This is a genomic window from Mycobacterium sp. E740 (assembly GCF_001672895.1).
Taxonomy (GTDB): domain Bacteria; phylum Actinomycetota; class Actinomycetes; order Mycobacteriales; family Mycobacteriaceae; genus Mycobacterium.
The window spans coordinates 51,256-65,882 of sequence record NZ_LZKP01000080.1 but is presented as its reverse complement, the minus strand read 5'-3'; the positions used below and the strand labels follow the sequence as shown (position 1 = coordinate 65,882).

14 protein-coding genes and 1 pseudogene are annotated in these 14,627 nt (G+C 68.1%); 7 read left to right on the top strand and 8 right to left on the bottom strand.

Annotation, left to right across the window (positions count from 1 at the left end; genetic code table 11):
• Nucleotides 1-280: 280 nt before the first annotated feature.
• Nucleotides 281-916, top strand: a complete 636-nt coding sequence (locus tag A5663_RS07275; protein WP_231976715.1) for a GntR family transcriptional regulator — start codon at nucleotides 281-283, stop codon at nucleotides 914-916.
• Between the two features lie 84 nt (nucleotides 917-1,000).
• On the opposite strand, the gene A5663_RS07270 is transcribed toward A5663_RS07275, so the two are convergent.
• Both A5663_RS07270 and A5663_RS07265 read right to left on the bottom strand, forming a co-directional pair.
• Nucleotides 1,001-1,441 (bottom strand): SRPBCC family protein, encoded by a 441-nt coding sequence (locus tag A5663_RS07270; RefSeq protein ID WP_068145964.1) that lies wholly within the window; start codon nucleotides 1,439-1,441, stop codon nucleotides 1,001-1,003.
• 16 nt (nucleotides 1,442-1,457) lie between these two features.
• Nucleotides 1,458-1,892 carry a thioesterase family protein gene (locus A5663_RS07265; protein ID WP_068145961.1) on the bottom strand — a complete coding sequence of 145 codons (435 nt, stop codon included), beginning with the start codon at nucleotides 1,890-1,892 and terminating at the stop codon, nucleotides 1,458-1,460.
• A 30-nt stretch (nucleotides 1,893-1,922) separates the two neighbouring features.
• Between A5663_RS07265 and A5663_RS07260 the strand changes: the two genes are divergently transcribed.
• The gene (locus A5663_RS07260; RefSeq protein ID WP_068145957.1) at nucleotides 1,923-3,029 is read left to right on the top strand and encodes an alcohol dehydrogenase catalytic domain-containing protein; all 1,107 of its coding nucleotides are present in this window, start codon (nucleotides 1,923-1,925) and stop codon (nucleotides 3,027-3,029) included.
• On the opposite strand, the gene A5663_RS07255 is transcribed toward A5663_RS07260, so the two are convergent.
• Genes A5663_RS07255 through A5663_RS07245 form a run of 3 tightly spaced genes read right to left on the bottom strand, consistent with a single transcriptional unit; the run spans nucleotide 3,013 to nucleotide 6,449 of the window.
• Nucleotides 3,013-3,918, bottom strand: coding sequence for a mechanosensitive ion channel family protein (locus tag A5663_RS07255; RefSeq protein WP_082973975.1), 906 nt, complete (start codon nucleotides 3,916-3,918; stop codon nucleotides 3,013-3,015). The genes A5663_RS07260 and A5663_RS07255 overlap by 17 nt on opposite strands.
• 48 nt (nucleotides 3,919-3,966) lie before the next feature.
• Nucleotides 3,967-5,769, bottom strand: coding sequence for an acyl-CoA dehydrogenase (locus A5663_RS07250; RefSeq protein WP_068145953.1), 1,803 nt, complete (start codon nucleotides 5,767-5,769; stop codon nucleotides 3,967-3,969).
• Nucleotides 5,766-6,449, bottom strand: coding sequence for a TetR/AcrR family transcriptional regulator (locus A5663_RS07245; RefSeq protein ID WP_068145950.1), 684 nt, complete (start codon nucleotides 6,447-6,449; stop codon nucleotides 5,766-5,768). The genes A5663_RS07250 and A5663_RS07245 overlap by 4 nt, the downstream gene beginning before the upstream one ends.
• Before the next feature lie 138 nt (nucleotides 6,450-6,587).
• On the opposite strand from A5663_RS07245, the pseudogene A5663_RS23300 reads away from it, so the two are divergent.
• A pseudogene (locus A5663_RS23300) lies at nucleotides 6,588-6,698 on the top strand (CAP domain-containing protein); the annotation flags it as partial.
• Here A5663_RS23300 and A5663_RS07240 read toward each other — a convergent pair.
• Nucleotides 6,695-7,222, bottom strand: coding sequence for a DUF2231 domain-containing protein (locus A5663_RS07240; RefSeq protein WP_068145944.1), 528 nt, complete (start codon nucleotides 7,220-7,222; stop codon nucleotides 6,695-6,697). The pseudogene A5663_RS23300 and the gene A5663_RS07240 sit on opposite strands and share 4 nt — an antisense overlap.
• A 234-nt stretch (nucleotides 7,223-7,456) precedes the next feature.
• Between A5663_RS07240 and A5663_RS07235 the strand changes: the two genes are divergently transcribed.
• The 4 genes from A5663_RS07235 (at nucleotide 7,457) to A5663_RS07220 (ending at nucleotide 12,605) form a co-directional block, all read left to right on the top strand.
• The gene (locus tag A5663_RS07235) at nucleotides 7,457-8,992 is read left to right on the top strand and encodes a Re/Si-specific NAD(P)(+) transhydrogenase subunit alpha (protein ID WP_068145941.1); all 1,536 of its coding nucleotides are present in this window, start codon (nucleotides 7,457-7,459) and stop codon (nucleotides 8,990-8,992) included.
• 4 nt (nucleotides 8,993-8,996) lie between these two features.
• Entirely contained in the window at nucleotides 8,997-10,442 is a 1,446-nt protein-coding gene (gene pntB, locus A5663_RS07230; RefSeq protein WP_068145936.1) for a Re/Si-specific NAD(P)(+) transhydrogenase subunit beta, read from the top strand.
• Between the two features lie 65 nt (nucleotides 10,443-10,507).
• Complete coding sequence (locus tag A5663_RS07225; RefSeq protein WP_197503323.1) at nucleotides 10,508-11,401, top strand: DUF4436 domain-containing protein; 894 nt, start codon at nucleotides 10,508-10,510, stop codon at nucleotides 11,399-11,401.
• Nucleotides 11,402-11,465: 64 nt separating this feature from the next.
• Nucleotides 11,466-12,605 carry an acyl-CoA dehydrogenase family protein gene (locus tag A5663_RS07220; RefSeq protein WP_068145932.1) on the top strand — a complete coding sequence of 380 codons (1,140 nt, stop codon included), beginning with the start codon at nucleotides 11,466-11,468 and terminating at the stop codon, nucleotides 12,603-12,605.
• On the opposite strand, the gene A5663_RS07215 is transcribed toward A5663_RS07220, so the two are convergent.
• Nucleotides 12,595-13,779: a sensor histidine kinase gene (locus A5663_RS07215; RefSeq protein ID WP_068145929.1), complete on the bottom strand. Its 1,185-nt coding sequence runs from the start codon at nucleotides 13,777-13,779 to the stop codon at nucleotides 12,595-12,597. The two genes, A5663_RS07220 and A5663_RS07215, sit on opposite strands and share 11 nt — an antisense overlap.
• A gap of 28 nt (nucleotides 13,780-13,807) precedes the next feature.
• Nucleotides 13,808-14,461, bottom strand: a complete 654-nt coding sequence (locus A5663_RS07210; protein ID WP_255396201.1) for a response regulator transcription factor — start codon at nucleotides 14,459-14,461, stop codon at nucleotides 13,808-13,810.
• Nucleotides 14,462-14,627: the final 166 nt, after the last annotated feature.

Below are 14,627 nucleotides of genomic sequence, written 5' to 3'. Positions count from 1 at the left end.
CTGGTCGTGCGGTGGGTGCGTTCACATTGTCTCCGGTCGTTCTCGCCAGCACTGCCGACGTCTTGTCCCCATGCGGCCGAGGCCATAGTGTGACCGGGGCAACACGATTTTTGATCAAATATCACCAGCGCGCAAGCCGCATCAGATGGAGTACCAGCAGTTGACTTCCTCTTCGCCGCATGGGGACAAGACGTCGGCAGTGCTGGCGAGAACGACCGGAGACAATGTGAACGCACCCACCGCACGACCAGCGAGGCGGCGGGCCGTGCGGCGCGAGCAGATGTCCGACGAGGTCGCAGCGCGGTTGCGGGTCGACATCATGACCGGCACCCTGCGCCCGGGCACTTTCATCCGCCTCGACGAGACCGCGGCGGCGCTCGGCGTGAGCATCACCCCGGTGCGCGAGGCGCTGCGCACGCTCCGCGGCGAGGGGATGGTGCAGCTCGAGCCGCACCGGGGCCACGTCGTGGTACCGCTGACGCGCGGCGACGTCGAGGACATCTTCTGGTTGCAGGCCACGATCGCCAAGGAGCTGGCCGCCACGGCCGCGGTCCGCATCACCGAGGCCGAGATAGACGAGCTGGACCGGCTCAACGACGAGTTGGCCACCGCGGTCGAGCGTCATGAAATAGCAGAGATCGCCGCCGCGGAGTTCGCCTTCCACCGGGCATTCAACCGGTCGACCGGTCGGATCAAGCTGGCCTGGTTCCTTCTCCACGTCGCCCGGTACCTACCCGGCCAGATCTACGCCGGCGACCCGCGATGGGGCGTCGCGGCCGTCGCGGGTCACCGCGAGCTGACCGCGGCGCTTCGCCGGCGCGACGTGGCCACCGTCGTGGCGTTGACCGGCGGCGAGTTCACCGACGGTGCGCGACGGCTTATCGCGCGACTCGACGAAACAGGGTTGTGGGCCTGAGGGTGTGCGCCGAGTGCACGGCTGGTGTACGCAAAACTCGAGAAAACGCACACAGAGCGTGCGCTCGACGAGTGTTCGACGCTGTCAGGTGGCAGCCAACTGCTCGGCGCGGGCCTTGAGGTTGCCGGCCAGGTAGTCCAACGTGTCGCCGATCGCCTTCTTGACCATCTGCTTGGGGATCGGCAGCTTCGTCTCGACGTCGAGGTCGACGGTCAGCAGCGACGTCGCGCCGATCGGCACGACAGAGAACTTCTGTTCCTGCTTCTCGAAGTGGTCGCCCTGCTGGAGCACGGTGAAGATCTGGTTCTCACCCGGGTAGTAGACGGCCGTGATGAATGTGCCGGACTGTCCCTGAACGACGACGTCGAGGCGCAGCTGGCTGGGGCGGCCGTCGTCGTAGCGGGCCAACACCCAGCACCCTTTGATCTCCTCGTTCCACTGGGGGTACGCCTCGAAGTCGGCGACGATTCCCATGATCGCTTCGGCGGAGGCCGCAACCTCGACGGTCTTGCTCACGATCGGCATCCGCCGAGCATATCGATCAGGCGATGCGCGCCTTCTCCAACAGTGCGCGAATCTGCTCCGGTATCGGCACGGGTCTGCGGCCGGCCCGGTCGACGTACACGTGCACCCAGTGACCGACCGCCGCGACCGGCCCGCCGTCCTGCCAGAGCCCCAGCCGGTACGTCACGCTGCTGTTGCCCAACCGCGTGACCGCGAGGCCGACCGACAGCGGATGCGGGAAGCGCACCTCGGCCAGGTACCGGCAGCCCGACTCGGCCACCACGCCCAGCCACGGCGCGGTGAGCGGATCGATCCCGACGCTCGTGTTGATCCAGCCGTTGATGGCGGTGTCGAACAGCGCGTAGTACACCGCGTTGTTGAGGTGGCCGAACATGTCGTTGTCGGCCCACCGGGTGGTCACCGGCCAGTGCACCGGAAAATCGCCGGCTCGAGGCGACTCCTCTTCGGTCATGGCAGCAGTGTCTCAGGCAGGCTGGTGCCCATGAGGATCCGCGGCGCCGTGCTGGAGGAGATCGGCCGTCCGCGGCCGTACGCCGAGTCGAAACCGCTCACGGTCGCCGAATTGGACCTGGCACCGCCCGGCCCGGGCGAACTGCTGGTGCGGGTGGAGGCCGCCGGCCTGTGCCACTCCGATCTTTCGGTGGTCGACGGCAACCGGGTGCGGCCGGTACCCATGCTCCTCGGGCACGAGGCCGCCGGGGTCGTCGAGCAGATCGGGGCCGGAGTCACCGACGTACCCGTCGGCACGCGGGTGGTGATGACGTTCCTGCCCCGGTGTGGTGAGTGCGCCGCGTGCGCGACCGACGGCCTCACCCCCTGCGAGCCGGGTAGCGCGGCCAACGGCGCAGGCACGTTGATGACCGGCGAACGCAGGCTTTCGCGCGACGGCAGGCCCGTCCACCACCATCTCGGCGTCTCCGGATTCGCCACCCACGCGGTGGTCGACCGGCGATCCGTGGTGCCGGTACCCGACGACGTGCCCGCGGCCGTGGCGTCCCTGCTCGGCTGCGCGGTGCTCACCGGCGGAGGCGCCGTGGTCAACGCCGGTCGACCCCGGCCGGGCGACACCCTGGCGGTCGTCGGGCTCGGTGGCGTTGGGATGGCGGCAGTGCTCACCGCGCTCGCCCAGGACGACGTCCGCGTGGTGGGCATCGATCAACTGCCCGAGAAGCTGGCGCTGGTCCGCGACATGGGTGCGCACGATGCGTACACACCGGACGAAGCTCGTGAAAGTGGGCTCAAGGCGAGGATCGTGGTCGAGGCGGTCGGCCATCCGGGCGCGCTGGAGACCGCGGTCGGTCTCACTGCCGCGGGCGGGCGGACGGTGACGGTCGGCCTGCCCCGACCCGAGGCACGGGTGTCGTTGTCCCCGTTGGGATTTGTCGCTGAAGGCCGCTCCCTGATCGGGAGTTACCTCGGTTCGGCGGTGCCGGCGCGCGAGATTCCGTACTTCGTCGGGCTCTGGCGCGCGGGACGCCTGCCGGTCGAGTCACTCGTGTCGTCGACGATCACCCTGGACGAAATCAACTGGGCCATGGACGAACTCGCCGACGGCAGGGCGGTGCGGCAGGTCATCCGCTTCGACTAGAGGCCAGTTCGGCGTTCGCGACGCCCTCGCGCCGCAGCGACGAGACGATCAGCGCCCGCAGCTTGCGGCCGACCTCGAACTGCTTGCCCGGCAAAGTCCGCGCCACCACCTGCAGGTTCACAGTGTCCTTCTCGATGCTCTCGACCCCCATCAGCGCCGGCTCGTCGAGCAGCAGTTCGGGTAGCGCGTCGTCGTCCATCGCCGACTTCGAGACGTCGCGCAGCACATCGCTGACGTGGTTGATGTCCGCACTGACCGGCACCGGCACGTCGACCACCGCCCGGGCCCAGTCCTTCGACAGGTTCAGCGATTTCACGATCTGACCGTTGGGCACCGTGTAGACCTCACCGTCGCTGGTGCGCACCTTGGTGACACGCAGCGTGACGTCCTCCACAGTGCCCCGCGCGTCGCCGCCACTGGTGACGCTGAGCTGTACCAGATCGCCGAAGCCGTACTGCTTTTCGGTGATGATGAAGAAGCCGCTGAGCAGGTCTTGCACGATCCGCTGCGCGCCGAAGCCCAGCGCGGCGCCCAGCACGGCGGCGGGCGCCACCAGTGAGCCGATCGGCAGGCCGAGCTGGTTGGCGATGTCGACGGCCACCACGATGTAGAGCACCGCGATCGCCACCGACGAGATCACCGATGCCACGGCCCGCCGGTGCTTCACGCTTTCCGGTCGCAGCGCCGCATCACCACCGCCGCGGTCGAGCCGCTTGCTGATCCGCCCGGCCACCCAGCGGATCACCCGGGTGGCGATCACGGCGAAGAGGACCACGAGCACGATGTGCAGGCCCTTCGTCGCCAGCCAGTGGCCGACGTTGCCGGTCCAGAACTGGTCCCAGGTGTCTCCGATTGCGAGCAGGGTCGAGTCCGAAATGTGGGAAGTCATCGCCCGACCGGCTTCCCGGTGACCCCGAGAAGCTAAACAACGCGCCGGTCAGAACCAGTTGTCGCGCATGTCGAGCGTGGTGCGGTCCAGGCTCGCGAGCAGGTCGAGTTGCGGCGCAGTCCTGGGCAGTTCGTACCGGAAGAAATAGCGGGCCGCCTGCCGCTTGCCTGCATGGAAGTCTCCGCTGTGACCGTGGGCGGCGATCTCCTGCTGCAACCAGATCCACGCGACGACGATGTGGCCGAACGCTTCCAGGTAGACGACGCTGTTGGCCATCGCGGCCTCGATGTCGCCGGAGCCGAACATCTCGGCGGTGACATCGACGAGGCGCTGCCACGCGGCCGCGAGCATGCCCGCGTGCTCAGCGCTCTGACCGCCGAGCGCGGTGGCCTCGTCCACCGTCCGCCCGATCACCGCGCCCACGGCGGCCAGGCCGGCGCCGCCGCGCGCAGTCACCTTGCGGCCCAACAGGTCCAGGCTCTGGATGCCGTGCGTGCCCTCGTGGATCGGGTTCAGCCGGTTGTCACGGTAGTGCTGTTCGACGTCGTATTCGCGGGTGTAGCCGTATCCGCCGTGTACCTGGATGGCCAGGCTGTTGGCCTCCAAGCACCACTGCGAGGGCCAACTCTTGCCGACCGGGGTGAGCATCTCGAGCAGCTGCGTGGCGGTGTCCCGTTCCTCGTCGGAGGCAGCGCTGTGCTGCAGGTCGACCAGCTTGGCGCAGTAGAGGAGCAACGCCATTCCGCCTTCGGCATAAGCCTTCTGCGCCAACAACATTCGCTTGACGTCGGCGTGTTCGACGATAGGCACCTGCGGTGAGGCCGGGTCCTTGGCGGCTATCGGCCGGCCCTGCGGGCGCTCACGGGCGTACTGCACCGATTTCAGGTAACCGGTGTAGCCCAGGGCCACCGCGCCCATCCCGACACCGAGCCGGGCCTCGTTCATCATCGTGAACATGTACGCGATGCCGCGGTGCGCTTCGCCGACCAGGTAACCTACCGCGCCCGGCCGGCCGCCGGGCGTGTAGGCGCCCTCACCGAGGTTGAGCACCGTGTTGGTGATGCCGCGCTGACCCATCTTGTGGTTCAGCCCGGCCAACACCACGTCGTTGCGCTCACCGATCGAAGCGTCCTCGGCGAGAACGTATTTCGGCACGATGAACAGCGAGATGCCCTTGGTGCCGGGCGGGCCGCCGGGAATCTTCGCCAGCACCAGGTTGACGATGTTGTCCGTCAGCTCGTGCTCGGCGCCGGAGATCCACATCTTCGACCCGAACAGCCGGTAGACGCCGGGCTGCCCGTCCTGCGGTTCGGCGCGGGTGAGGATGTCGGCCAGCGACGAACCCGCCTGCGTCTCCGAGAGCGCCATGGTGCCCGAGAACCGGCCCGCCAGCATGGGTTTGAGGTACGCCTCGATCTGTTCGTCGGTGCCGAACCTTGCCAGCAGGTTCGCGTTGGCCATCGTGAGCATGAGATAGCCGGTCGTGCTGAGGTTCGCCGCCGAGAACCAGGCGAACGCCGCCTGCGCTACCGTCGCCGGCAGTTGTGCGCCGCCGAGCCGCTGATCCATCGACATCGCGATCAGGTCGGCCTCGGCGAAGGCGTCCCACGCCTCCTTCACCTCGGGGATGACGGTGACCTTCTCGCCGTCGAACGTCGGCTCGTTCGCGTCGCTCTTCTTGTTGTGCGTAGCGAAGTACCGCGTCGCGAGCTGCTCGCACAACTCCAGCACCGCGTCGAAGGTTTCGCGCGAATGCTCGGCGAACCGCTCCCGCTCGGTCAGCTCGTCTACGCGCAGCCATTCGTAGAGCAGGAACTCGAGGTCGCGACGCGAGAGCAGCAGAGACTTCACGGCGCGGCAGCCGGGTCGGCTTCCCCGGGCAGTGCGTCGACCTCGATGCCCAGCGGCGACTCCGTGCGCACGGACTCGTCTCGGATCAGCCCGCGCAACAGCGCGGTGCTGAACTCGACGGCGATTTCCTGGGCCGTGCGCCTGCCGTGCGGCCGCAGCCAGCGGTAGGCGCCCAGCGTCATCCCGATGTAACCCAGCGCCAGCACGTGCGAGTCGCAGTCGTAGAACTCGCCGCTGGCGATGCCACGGTCGATGACGTCGCGCACATGCTCGTAGACCTGGGTCTCCTTCTCGCGGATGTAGGCCACCTGGTCCTCGGTGAACCACTCGCCGATGTAGGGGCCCTCCTGGAAGTACACCGCCGCACGCTCGATGTCGCTGGCGATGCCGACCAGCAGTCGCCGGGTGAAGTGGTAGATGGTCTCGCGTGCCGACGCCGACGGATCGTCGTGCAGCGCGTCCACCGTGAAGTCGGCCGCGCCCTTGTAGATGTCGTAGAGGATCAGCGACTTGCTGGCGTAGTAGTGATAGACCGTCGCCTTGTTCAGGCCGACGGCGTCGGCGACGTCGTCCATCCGGGTGCCGTGATAGCCGCGTGCGGCGAAGAGCTTGGTGGCCACGGCCAGCAGCTCGTCGCGACGGGTCCTCCCGTTTCCGGTGGCGGCGTCCGAAGAGGGCATGGCGACTCACTATATGCAGGCCGGGACTGGATCGGGGCACCAATCAACTGGTTGGACAGTTTAGGTTTCGGGGTGTCGCACGGCGCACGCCGGGTACTAGACTCCGAGCAGAGTCGGCCGCAAGCGAGAGGGGCGAACGTGGATCCGAACCCGGACTATGACGCCAGCGACGAGTTGGAGTACGGCATCAACTACTTCGCCTGGATCCTGCGCGGCGTGTACCCGCCCCCGGCTTACCCGCCGGTCTAAGCCGTCAACTGCCAACGGTGGACACCCGCGCCCTGTGCGTAGGAGAGGTGTCCTCCCAGCGCGCCGCCCACTGATACGGCGGTCAACCCGAGCGCGCTGAACGTGCGTGCCGCACCGATTTTTCCGCGCTTGTACTGCCGATAGGCCATCCAGAACGACGCGGCGGCGAGCGCATTGCTCGTCGCGTGCACGATGCCGACCCGCCGCTGCCTGCGTCCTAGTGTCGGGAACTCCGCCCACCCGGCGAGCACCGCGGGCGGCGTCGCGGCGAGCCCGATCGCGATCAGCTGACGGGCAGCGTCGCGATCCTTGAAGACCACATCCAGCACCGCCGACGACATCCACGCGCCGATCGGCAGCGTCACCAACAGCGGATGCGTCGGATGGCCCAGCCACGATCCGCGCAACGCCCGCGCCAGCGCGCCGTCTCCGAGAACGCTGTCGACAGTATCGGCCACGCGCTCGGCCACCCCGTCCAGAGAGTCGACCGATTCGGGTGCCTGCAGAACCGCGTGCATGTCCATGGCGTCCCGGTTACCCGGACGTCCGTGGCTGAACCACCCTGGCCGACGATTACAGCGCTTTGAGTTCCTCGGCCGAACGAGCCGAACACCCGCCCCCGGCTTATCCGCCGGCGTGAGCGCGCGACACCGAGATTGACCAGCTAGCGCGCAGGTAGCGGTCTTCAGCTCCGTGCGAGATGAGTACCGGCCATAGGGCCACGCCGGTCGCCGTGCGGCAGATGCGAGACTTTCCGGATGATTATCGGGATCCCACGCGAATCCCAGGTGGGTGAGACGCGTGTCGCGGCGACGCCGCAGACCGTCGGGCAACTCCTCAAGCTGGGCTACTCCGTCGTCGTCGAGTCGGGCGCCGGCGCCGAATCAAGCTTTGCTGATGCCGCCTACGTCGAGGCAGGCGTCGAGATCGGCGACCCCTGGGGTGCCGACGTCGTGCTCAAGGTCAACGCGCCGTCGGATGACGAGATCGCGAAGCTGCGCGACGGCGCGACGCTGGTCAGCCTGATCTCGCCTGCGCTGAACCCGGAACTGGTCGAGAAGCTGTCCGCCCGGCCGCTCACGGTGCTGGCGATGGACGCCGTGCCGCGCATCTCGCGGGCGCAGTCGCTGGACGTGCTGTCGTCGATGGCGAACATCGCCGGCTACCGCGCCGTCGTCGAGGCCGCGCACAGCTTCGGCCGGTTCTTCACCGGCCAGGTGACCGCCGCGGGCAAGGTGCCGCCGGCCAAGGTACTCGTCGTCGGCGCCGGCGTGGCCGGCCTGGCCGCCATCGGTGCGGCGGGCAGTCTGGGCGCGATCGTGAAGGCCACCGATCCGCGGCCGGAGGTCGCCGATCAGGTCCGCTCGCTGGGCGGGGAATACGTGTCCGTCGATCCGGAGGCGGCCGAAATCTCCGCGACCGGATACGCCAAGGAGATGGGCGAGGACTACAAAGCCCGCGAGGCGGCGCTGTACGCCGAGCTCGCCAAGGACGTCGACATCATCATCACCACCGCGCTGATCCCGGGCAAGCCCGCACCGCGGATCATCACCGCAGACATGGTCGCGTCGATGAAACCGGGCAGCGTGCTCGTCGACATGGCCGCCGCCAACGGCGGCAACGTCGAGGGCACCGTCAAGGATCAGGCGATCGTCACCGACCACGGCGTGACGATCATCGGCTACACCGACCTGGCCGGACGGCTGCCCGCCACGGCCAGCCAGCTCTACGGCACCAACCTGGTGAACCTGCTCAAGCTGCTCACCCCGGAGAAAGACGGGCAGCTCACGCTGGATTGGGACGACGTCGTCCAGCGGTCGGTCACCGTCGTGCGCGACGGGGAGGCCACCTGGCCACCACCACCAGTTCAGGTGTCCGCGGCGCCCACTGCGGCCGCTGCCGCCCCGGTCGAGCACAAGCCCGCCAAGACGCCGATGACGACGGGACGCCGGCTGGGCATCACCTTCGCGGCCGCGGCGGTGCTGTTCGCGCTCGTCGCGTTGTCGCCTGCCGCGCTGCAGGTACACCTGACGGTGTTCGCGCTGGCGATCGTCATCGGCTACTACGTCATCGGCAACGTGCACCACGCCCTGCACACGCCGCTGATGTCGGTGACCAACGCGATCTCCGGCATCATCGTCGTCGGCGCGCTGTTGCAGATCGGCCACGGTGACAGGGGAAATGGCACAGTCATCACCGTCCTTGCTTTTCTGGCGATTCTGCTCGCCAGCATCAACGTCTTCGGTGGCTTCGCGGTGACCCGCCGCATGCTGGCGATGTTCTCGAGGAGCTGAGCGAATGTTCACCATAGAAACCACGGCGACCGCCGCCTACGTCGTCGCCGCAATCCTGTTCATCCTGGCACTCGCCGGCCTGTCCAAACACGAAACATCCAGGGCAGGAAACAGTTTCGGTATCGCCGGCATGACCGTCGCACTGATCGCGACGATCGCGCTGGCGCTGACGCGCCACATCGAACCGTTGGGGCTGGCCCTGCTGGGCGGTGCCACCGTCATCGGCGCCGCGATCGGCCTGTGGCGTGCGAAGGTCGTCGAGATGACGGGCATGCCCGAGCTGATCGCTCTGTTGCACAGCTTCGTCGGCCTGGCCGCGGTTCTGGTCGGCTGGAACGGCTATCTGCATGTGGAGGCCGACGCCGGCGGCGGCGAAGCGCTCAAGCTCGGCTCCGAGGGCATGCTGGGCATTCACTCCGCGGAAGTCGTCATCGGCGTCTTCATCGGTGCGGTGACGTTCACCGGTTCGATCGTCGCCAACCTGAAGCTGTCGGCGCGGATGAAGTCCGCGCCGATGATGCTGCCCGGCAAGAACTTTCTGAACGTCGGCGCGCTCGTCGTCTTCGCCGCATTGACGGTGTGGTTCGTGATCGACCCGCAGTTGTGGCTGCTCGTCGTGGTCACCGTGCTGGCACTGCTGCTCGGCTGGCACCTGGTCGCCTCGATCGGCGGCGGCGACATGCCCGTCGTGGTGTCGATGCTCAACAGCTACTCGGGCTGGGCCGCGGCGGCCTCCGGCTTCCTGCTGTCCAACGACCTGCTCATCGTCACCGGCGCGCTCGTCGGCTCCTCCGGTGCCTACCTGTCCTACATCATGTGCAAGGCCATGAACCGGTCGTTCATCTCGGTGATCGCCGGCGGCTTCGGCATCGAAGCTGGGCCCGCCGACGACAAGGACTACGGCACCCACCGCGAAATCGACGCGGAGAGCGCCGCCGAACTGCTCGCCTCGGCCCACTCCGTCATCATCACGCCGGGCTACGGCATGGCCGTCGCGCAGGCCCAGTACGGCGTCGCCGACCTGACCCGCAAGCTGCGCGACCGCGGCGTCAACGTGCGGTTCGGCATCCACCCCGTCGCGGGACGATTGCCCGGCCACATGAACGTGCTGCTCGCCGAGGCCAAGGTGCCCTACGACATCGTGCTGGAGATGGACGAGATCAACGACGACTTCAGCGACACCGACGTCGTGCTGGTCATCGGCGCCAACGACACCGTCAACCCGGCGGCGGCCGAGGACCCGGGCAGCCCGATCGCCGGCATGCCGGTGCTGACGGTGTGGAACGCCAACCACGTCATCGTCTTCAAGCGGTCCATGGCTTCTGGGTACGCGGGCGTGCAGAACCCGCTGTTCTTCCGGGACAACACGCAGATGCTGTTCGGCGACGCCAAAGACCGGGTCGACGCGATCAACGCCGCGCTCTCTGAAACGGTCGCCGCAGGCCACTAGAGTCCGCGCAGTTCGCTCGGCTCGTCGCACGGGGTGCGCGGCCGGGTGCAGTTAGCATCCCCCGAGTGCAGGGAGTCGAACCGGCGCAGTCTGACGGCAAGTGGAACGGACGACTGGCCAGCATTGGCACGGTCGGGATCATCGTCCTCATCTACGCCGCCGCGCTGGCCGGCTACCACTACGTCGCGGGCCCCGCCAAGTCGTTGGACCCACCGGATCTCGGTGAGAACAGCGACACGATCGTGCAGGTCACCCTCGAAGCGATTCGCCCGGTCGACCACCAGGTGGACGCCAGGGTCATCGTCTTTCCCGCCGACGCCCACATGAACACCGAACTCAACGTGGTGAACACCGACATCGCGGTGCGGCTCTTCCTGAACGAGGTGAGCCTCGGCGGAGACCTGGAAACGCCGAAAGGCAAGCTGCCGGAAGAGATCAGCACCAAGATCGCGATCAAAGGTGACTCGGAGGACTGGCCCTTCGACTCGTACACGCTCGGCGCGCTCGGAGCCGATGTGATCGTCGGGACCGGGGATGAGCGGCGGTTCGAACCCGCTCGGGTCGAGGTGACGGGGAGCCTCAACAGCTGGGACATCACCAGCACACGCAGCGGTCCGGCCACCCAGTCGTTGGGCGACGGCGACTACCAGACCGTGACGCTGAGCCGGGCACGCGGCCCGCTCGCCTTCGACCTCGGACTGTGCCTGGTGCTGTTCACCCTGCCCGCGCTGGCGTTGTTCGTGTCGATCGAGATGCTGCGCGGCCGCAAGACTTTCCTTCCGCCGTTCGGCACCTGGTACGCGGCGACCTTGTTCGCGGTCATTCCGATCCGGAACTTCATGCCGGGCGCGCCGCCGCCCGGGGCGTGGATCGACCGCATCCTCGTGCTGTGGGTGCTGCTGGCGTTGACCGCGGCCATGGTCCTGTACTTCACCGCCTGGTGGCGGCGCAGCGACTGAGCTGCTCCCCCCGTCGTCGGTCCCTCGCCGAGTTGCCTGTCGTCGCGGATTACAGTCCACACGCATGACGGTCGACCGATTGCTGCCTTCCGCCGACGCAGCGGACCTGCTCGCGCTCACCCGCGACATCGCCGACAAGGTGCTCGACCCGATCGTCGACGACCACGAGAAAGCCGAGCGCTATCCCGAAGGTGTGATGGCGCAACTGGGCGCGGCGGGGCTGCTGAGCCTGCCGCAGCCCGAGGAGTGGGGCGGCGGCGGCCAGCCGTTCGAGGTCTACCTGCAGGTGCTCGAGGAACTGGCGGCGCGCTGGGCGGCGGTGGCCGTCGCGGTCAGCGTGCACAGCCTCTCGTCGCATCCGCTGCTGACGTTCGGCAGCGACGAGCAGAAGCGGCGCTGGCTGCCCGGGATGTTGTCGGGTGAGCAGATCGGCGCCTACAGCCTCTCCGAACCGCAGGCCGGTTCCGACGCCGCGGCACTGCGCTGCGCGGCGACCAGGACGGACAACGGCTACACGCTCAACGGTTCGAAGTCCTGGATCACGCATGGCGGCCGGGCCGACTTCTACACCTTGTTCGCGCGCACGGGCGAAGGGTCGCGCGGCATTTCGTGCTTCCTGGTGCCGGGCGACCTGCCCGGGCTCACGTTCGGCAACCCCGAGGAGAAGATGGGTCTGCATGCGATCCCGACCACGTCGGCGTTCTACGAGGACGCCCACCTCGATGCCGACCGGTTGATCGGCGCGGAGGGCCAGGGCCTTGCAATCGCCTTCTCCGCACTGGATTCCGGCCGGCTGGGCATCGCCGCGGTCGCGACCGGCCTGGCGCAGGCCGCACTCGACGAGGCAGTCGCCTACGCCAACGAGCGAACGACGTTCGGCCGCAAGATCATCGACCACCAAGGGCTGGGCTTCCTGCTCGCCGACATGGCGGCCGCGGTCGCCAGCGCGCGTGCGACGTACCTGGACGCCGCACGTCGCCGCGACGCCGGCCGTGACTACTCGCAGCAGGCCAGTGTGGCCAAGCTCGTCGCCACCGACGCAGCGATGAAGGTCACCACCGATGCGGTGCAGGTGTTCGGCGGCGCCGGCTACACCCGCGACTACCGCGTCGAGCGCTACATGCGCGAAGCGAAGATCACCCAGATCTTCGAGGGCACAAACCAGATCCAGCGCCTCGTCATCGCCCGCGGGCTCAGTTCGTGACCGCAGGTTCGGGCGGCGACGTGGCAGTGACCTGCGTCCCGTAGCCGTCCTCGGAGCTGATCCGCATCGACCCGCCCATCGCGTCGAACCTGGCCAGCAGCGAACCGAGCCCGATATGCCCATCCGCGACGTACTGCTCGACGATCGCCGGATCGAAGCCCTTGCCGTCATCGGTGACGGTCAACACGATCCGGTCTCCCCACCGCGACAACCCGACGCGGACCAGGCGTGCTTCGGCATGCTTGTGGATGTTGGCGAGCAGTTCCCGGGCCGCGCGGTACAGCAGCTGCTGCGATTCCGGCTTACCGACGTCGGCCAGATCCGCCTCGACCACGTAGTCGCCACGAGACTCGAACTGCCGCAGCAGTTCTCGCACGGCGGGCATGAGCCCGAGCTGGGCCAGCACCTGCGGGTGCAGTTCGCTCACCGTCGAGCGCAACGCCGCGGCGGTCTGCTGCAGCGCGGCATGCACCGTGTCCAGCGCGGGGTCGCCCGCGCGTTCGCGGACCTCGTCGAGGTCGAGGCGCGCGGCGAGCAGGGTCTGCAGCGGGCCGTCGTGCAGATGCTCGGCGACCTCCCGGTTGTGCCGCTCGTCGGCCTGCATCGCCTCGGACACCAGTTGGCGCCGCACGTTCTGCAGCTTCGTCACGCGGGCCTGCCGTCGCACCAGCACCACGCACAGCGCGGTCATCGCCGCCGCTGACCAAAGCAGGAAACCGAACTGGGTGTAGACGACGTCCGGCATGCCGACCGTGTCGTCGCGTTTGGAGTAGACGATCCACACTCCCAGATAGGCGAAGGCCGTGCCGATTCCGAGCACACAGGTCAGCATCGGCCGGTCCTGGAACGCGACCGCGATCGGCAGCAGGAAGAACACCGGAAGCAGCGCCGCCGTGGCGCCGCCGGAGACCACGCACAGCGTCACGATGGCGAACACGTCCACCCCGGTCGACGCCCAGTCCGCCCACCGCGGCACCGGTCCGCGCATGACCATGGCGAGCCACACCAGCGCTGCCACCACCCACAGCCCGAGCACCGCGGCGTAGACGCCGGGCAGCCAGTGGTCGACCTCCCAGATCCACACCAGCACGGCGACCAACGCGATCAAGGGCAGCCGCAGGATCGCGCTGACGCGCACGGGTTCTGAGGCGAAGAAGTTCGCGATGCGGTCCATCACGGGCGTGTCATCCGGTCACCCGAGGTCAGTCCAGCAGCTTGCGGCGCATCGCCTCGGCGACGACGGCGCCGCGGTCGTTGACACCGAGCTTCTCGTAGAGCCGCTGAACGTGGGTCTTGACCGTCGACGGCGCCAGGTACAACTCCTTGGCCATCGCGGGGATGCTGGCCCCGGACGCGATCAACTTGAGCACCTCGCGTTCGCGCGGGCTGAGCACCGGGCCTTCGGGCTCGGCGCGCTTGCGGATCTCGCCGGCCAACCCGGCGGCCAGCGTCGGTGCGACGACGTCTCGGCCCTTGGCGCAGTCGAGCACCGCGGCGACCAGTTCCGAGCGGGTCGACTCCTTGGGCAGGAATCCGGCCGCTCCGTGCTGCAACGCCTGATAGACGATCGCGGACTCGTCGTGCGCGGAGATCAACAACACCCGGGTGGGCAGTTCGTCGCGCACCACCGCGGCGGCAACCTCGGCGCCGTCCATCCCGGGCATCCGGTAGTCCAGCAGCGCCACCTGCGGGGTGTGCGAGCGGATCGCCTCCAGCGCGGCCTTTCCGTCGTCGGCCTCGGCCACCACGTCGATCTGACCACTGGACACCAGCGCGCGCACCATGCCGTCGCGGAACATCGGGTGGTCGTCGCCGACCACCACCCGGACCTTTTCGCTGGTGAAACCCGTCGCCACGCTTTTCAGCTTGGCATAGCGGGCGGCGGGTTTCCTCCGATTGGGGGACAACCGATTCAGCCGCTCCGCCGACCGTTCGTCCGACATACACCGCGGCGGCGCTGCGCCACTCTTGAGTCATCGCCGGAACAGACCGGCAGACCAGCCGAAAAGCAACCACCACAGG

Bases quoted from the DNA above. Each gene is read 5' to 3' on its own strand.
- A5663_RS07260 (WP_068145957.1), top strand. From the start codon at position 1,923: ATGAGGATCCGCGGCGCCGTGCTGGAGGAGATCGGCCGTCCGCGGCCG.
- A5663_RS07235 (WP_068145941.1), top strand. From the start codon at position 7,457: ATGATTATCGGGATCCCACGCGAATCCCAGGTGGGTGAGACGCGTGTC.
- A5663_RS07220 (WP_068145932.1), top strand. From the start codon at position 11,466: ATGACGGTCGACCGATTGCTGCCTTCCGCCGACGCAGCGGACCTGCTC.
- A5663_RS07265 (WP_068145961.1), bottom strand. From the start codon at position 1,892: ATGACCGAAGAGGAGTCGCCTCGAGCCGGCGATTTTCCGGTGCACTGG.
- A5663_RS07215 (WP_068145929.1), bottom strand. From the start codon at position 13,779: ATGGACCGCATCGCGAACTTCTTCGCCTCAGAACCCGTGCGCGTCAGC.
- A5663_RS07245 (WP_068145950.1), bottom strand. From the start codon at position 6,449: ATGCCCTCTTCGGACGCCGCCACCGGAAACGGGAGGACCCGTCGCGAC.
- A5663_RS07275 (WP_231976715.1), top strand. From the start codon at position 281: ATGTCCGACGAGGTCGCAGCGCGGTTGCGGGTCGACATCATGACCGGC.
- A5663_RS07240 (WP_068145944.1), bottom strand. From the start codon at position 7,222: ATGGACATGCACGCGGTTCTGCAGGCACCCGAATCGGTCGACTCTCTG.
- A5663_RS07270 (WP_068145964.1), bottom strand. From the start codon at position 1,441: ATGCCGATCGTGAGCAAGACCGTCGAGGTTGCGGCCTCCGCCGAAGCG.
- A5663_RS07255 (WP_082973975.1), bottom strand. From the start codon at position 3,918: ATGACTTCCCACATTTCGGACTCGACCCTGCTCGCAATCGGAGACACC.
- pntB (WP_068145936.1), top strand. From the start codon at position 8,997: ATGTTCACCATAGAAACCACGGCGACCGCCGCCTACGTCGTCGCCGCA.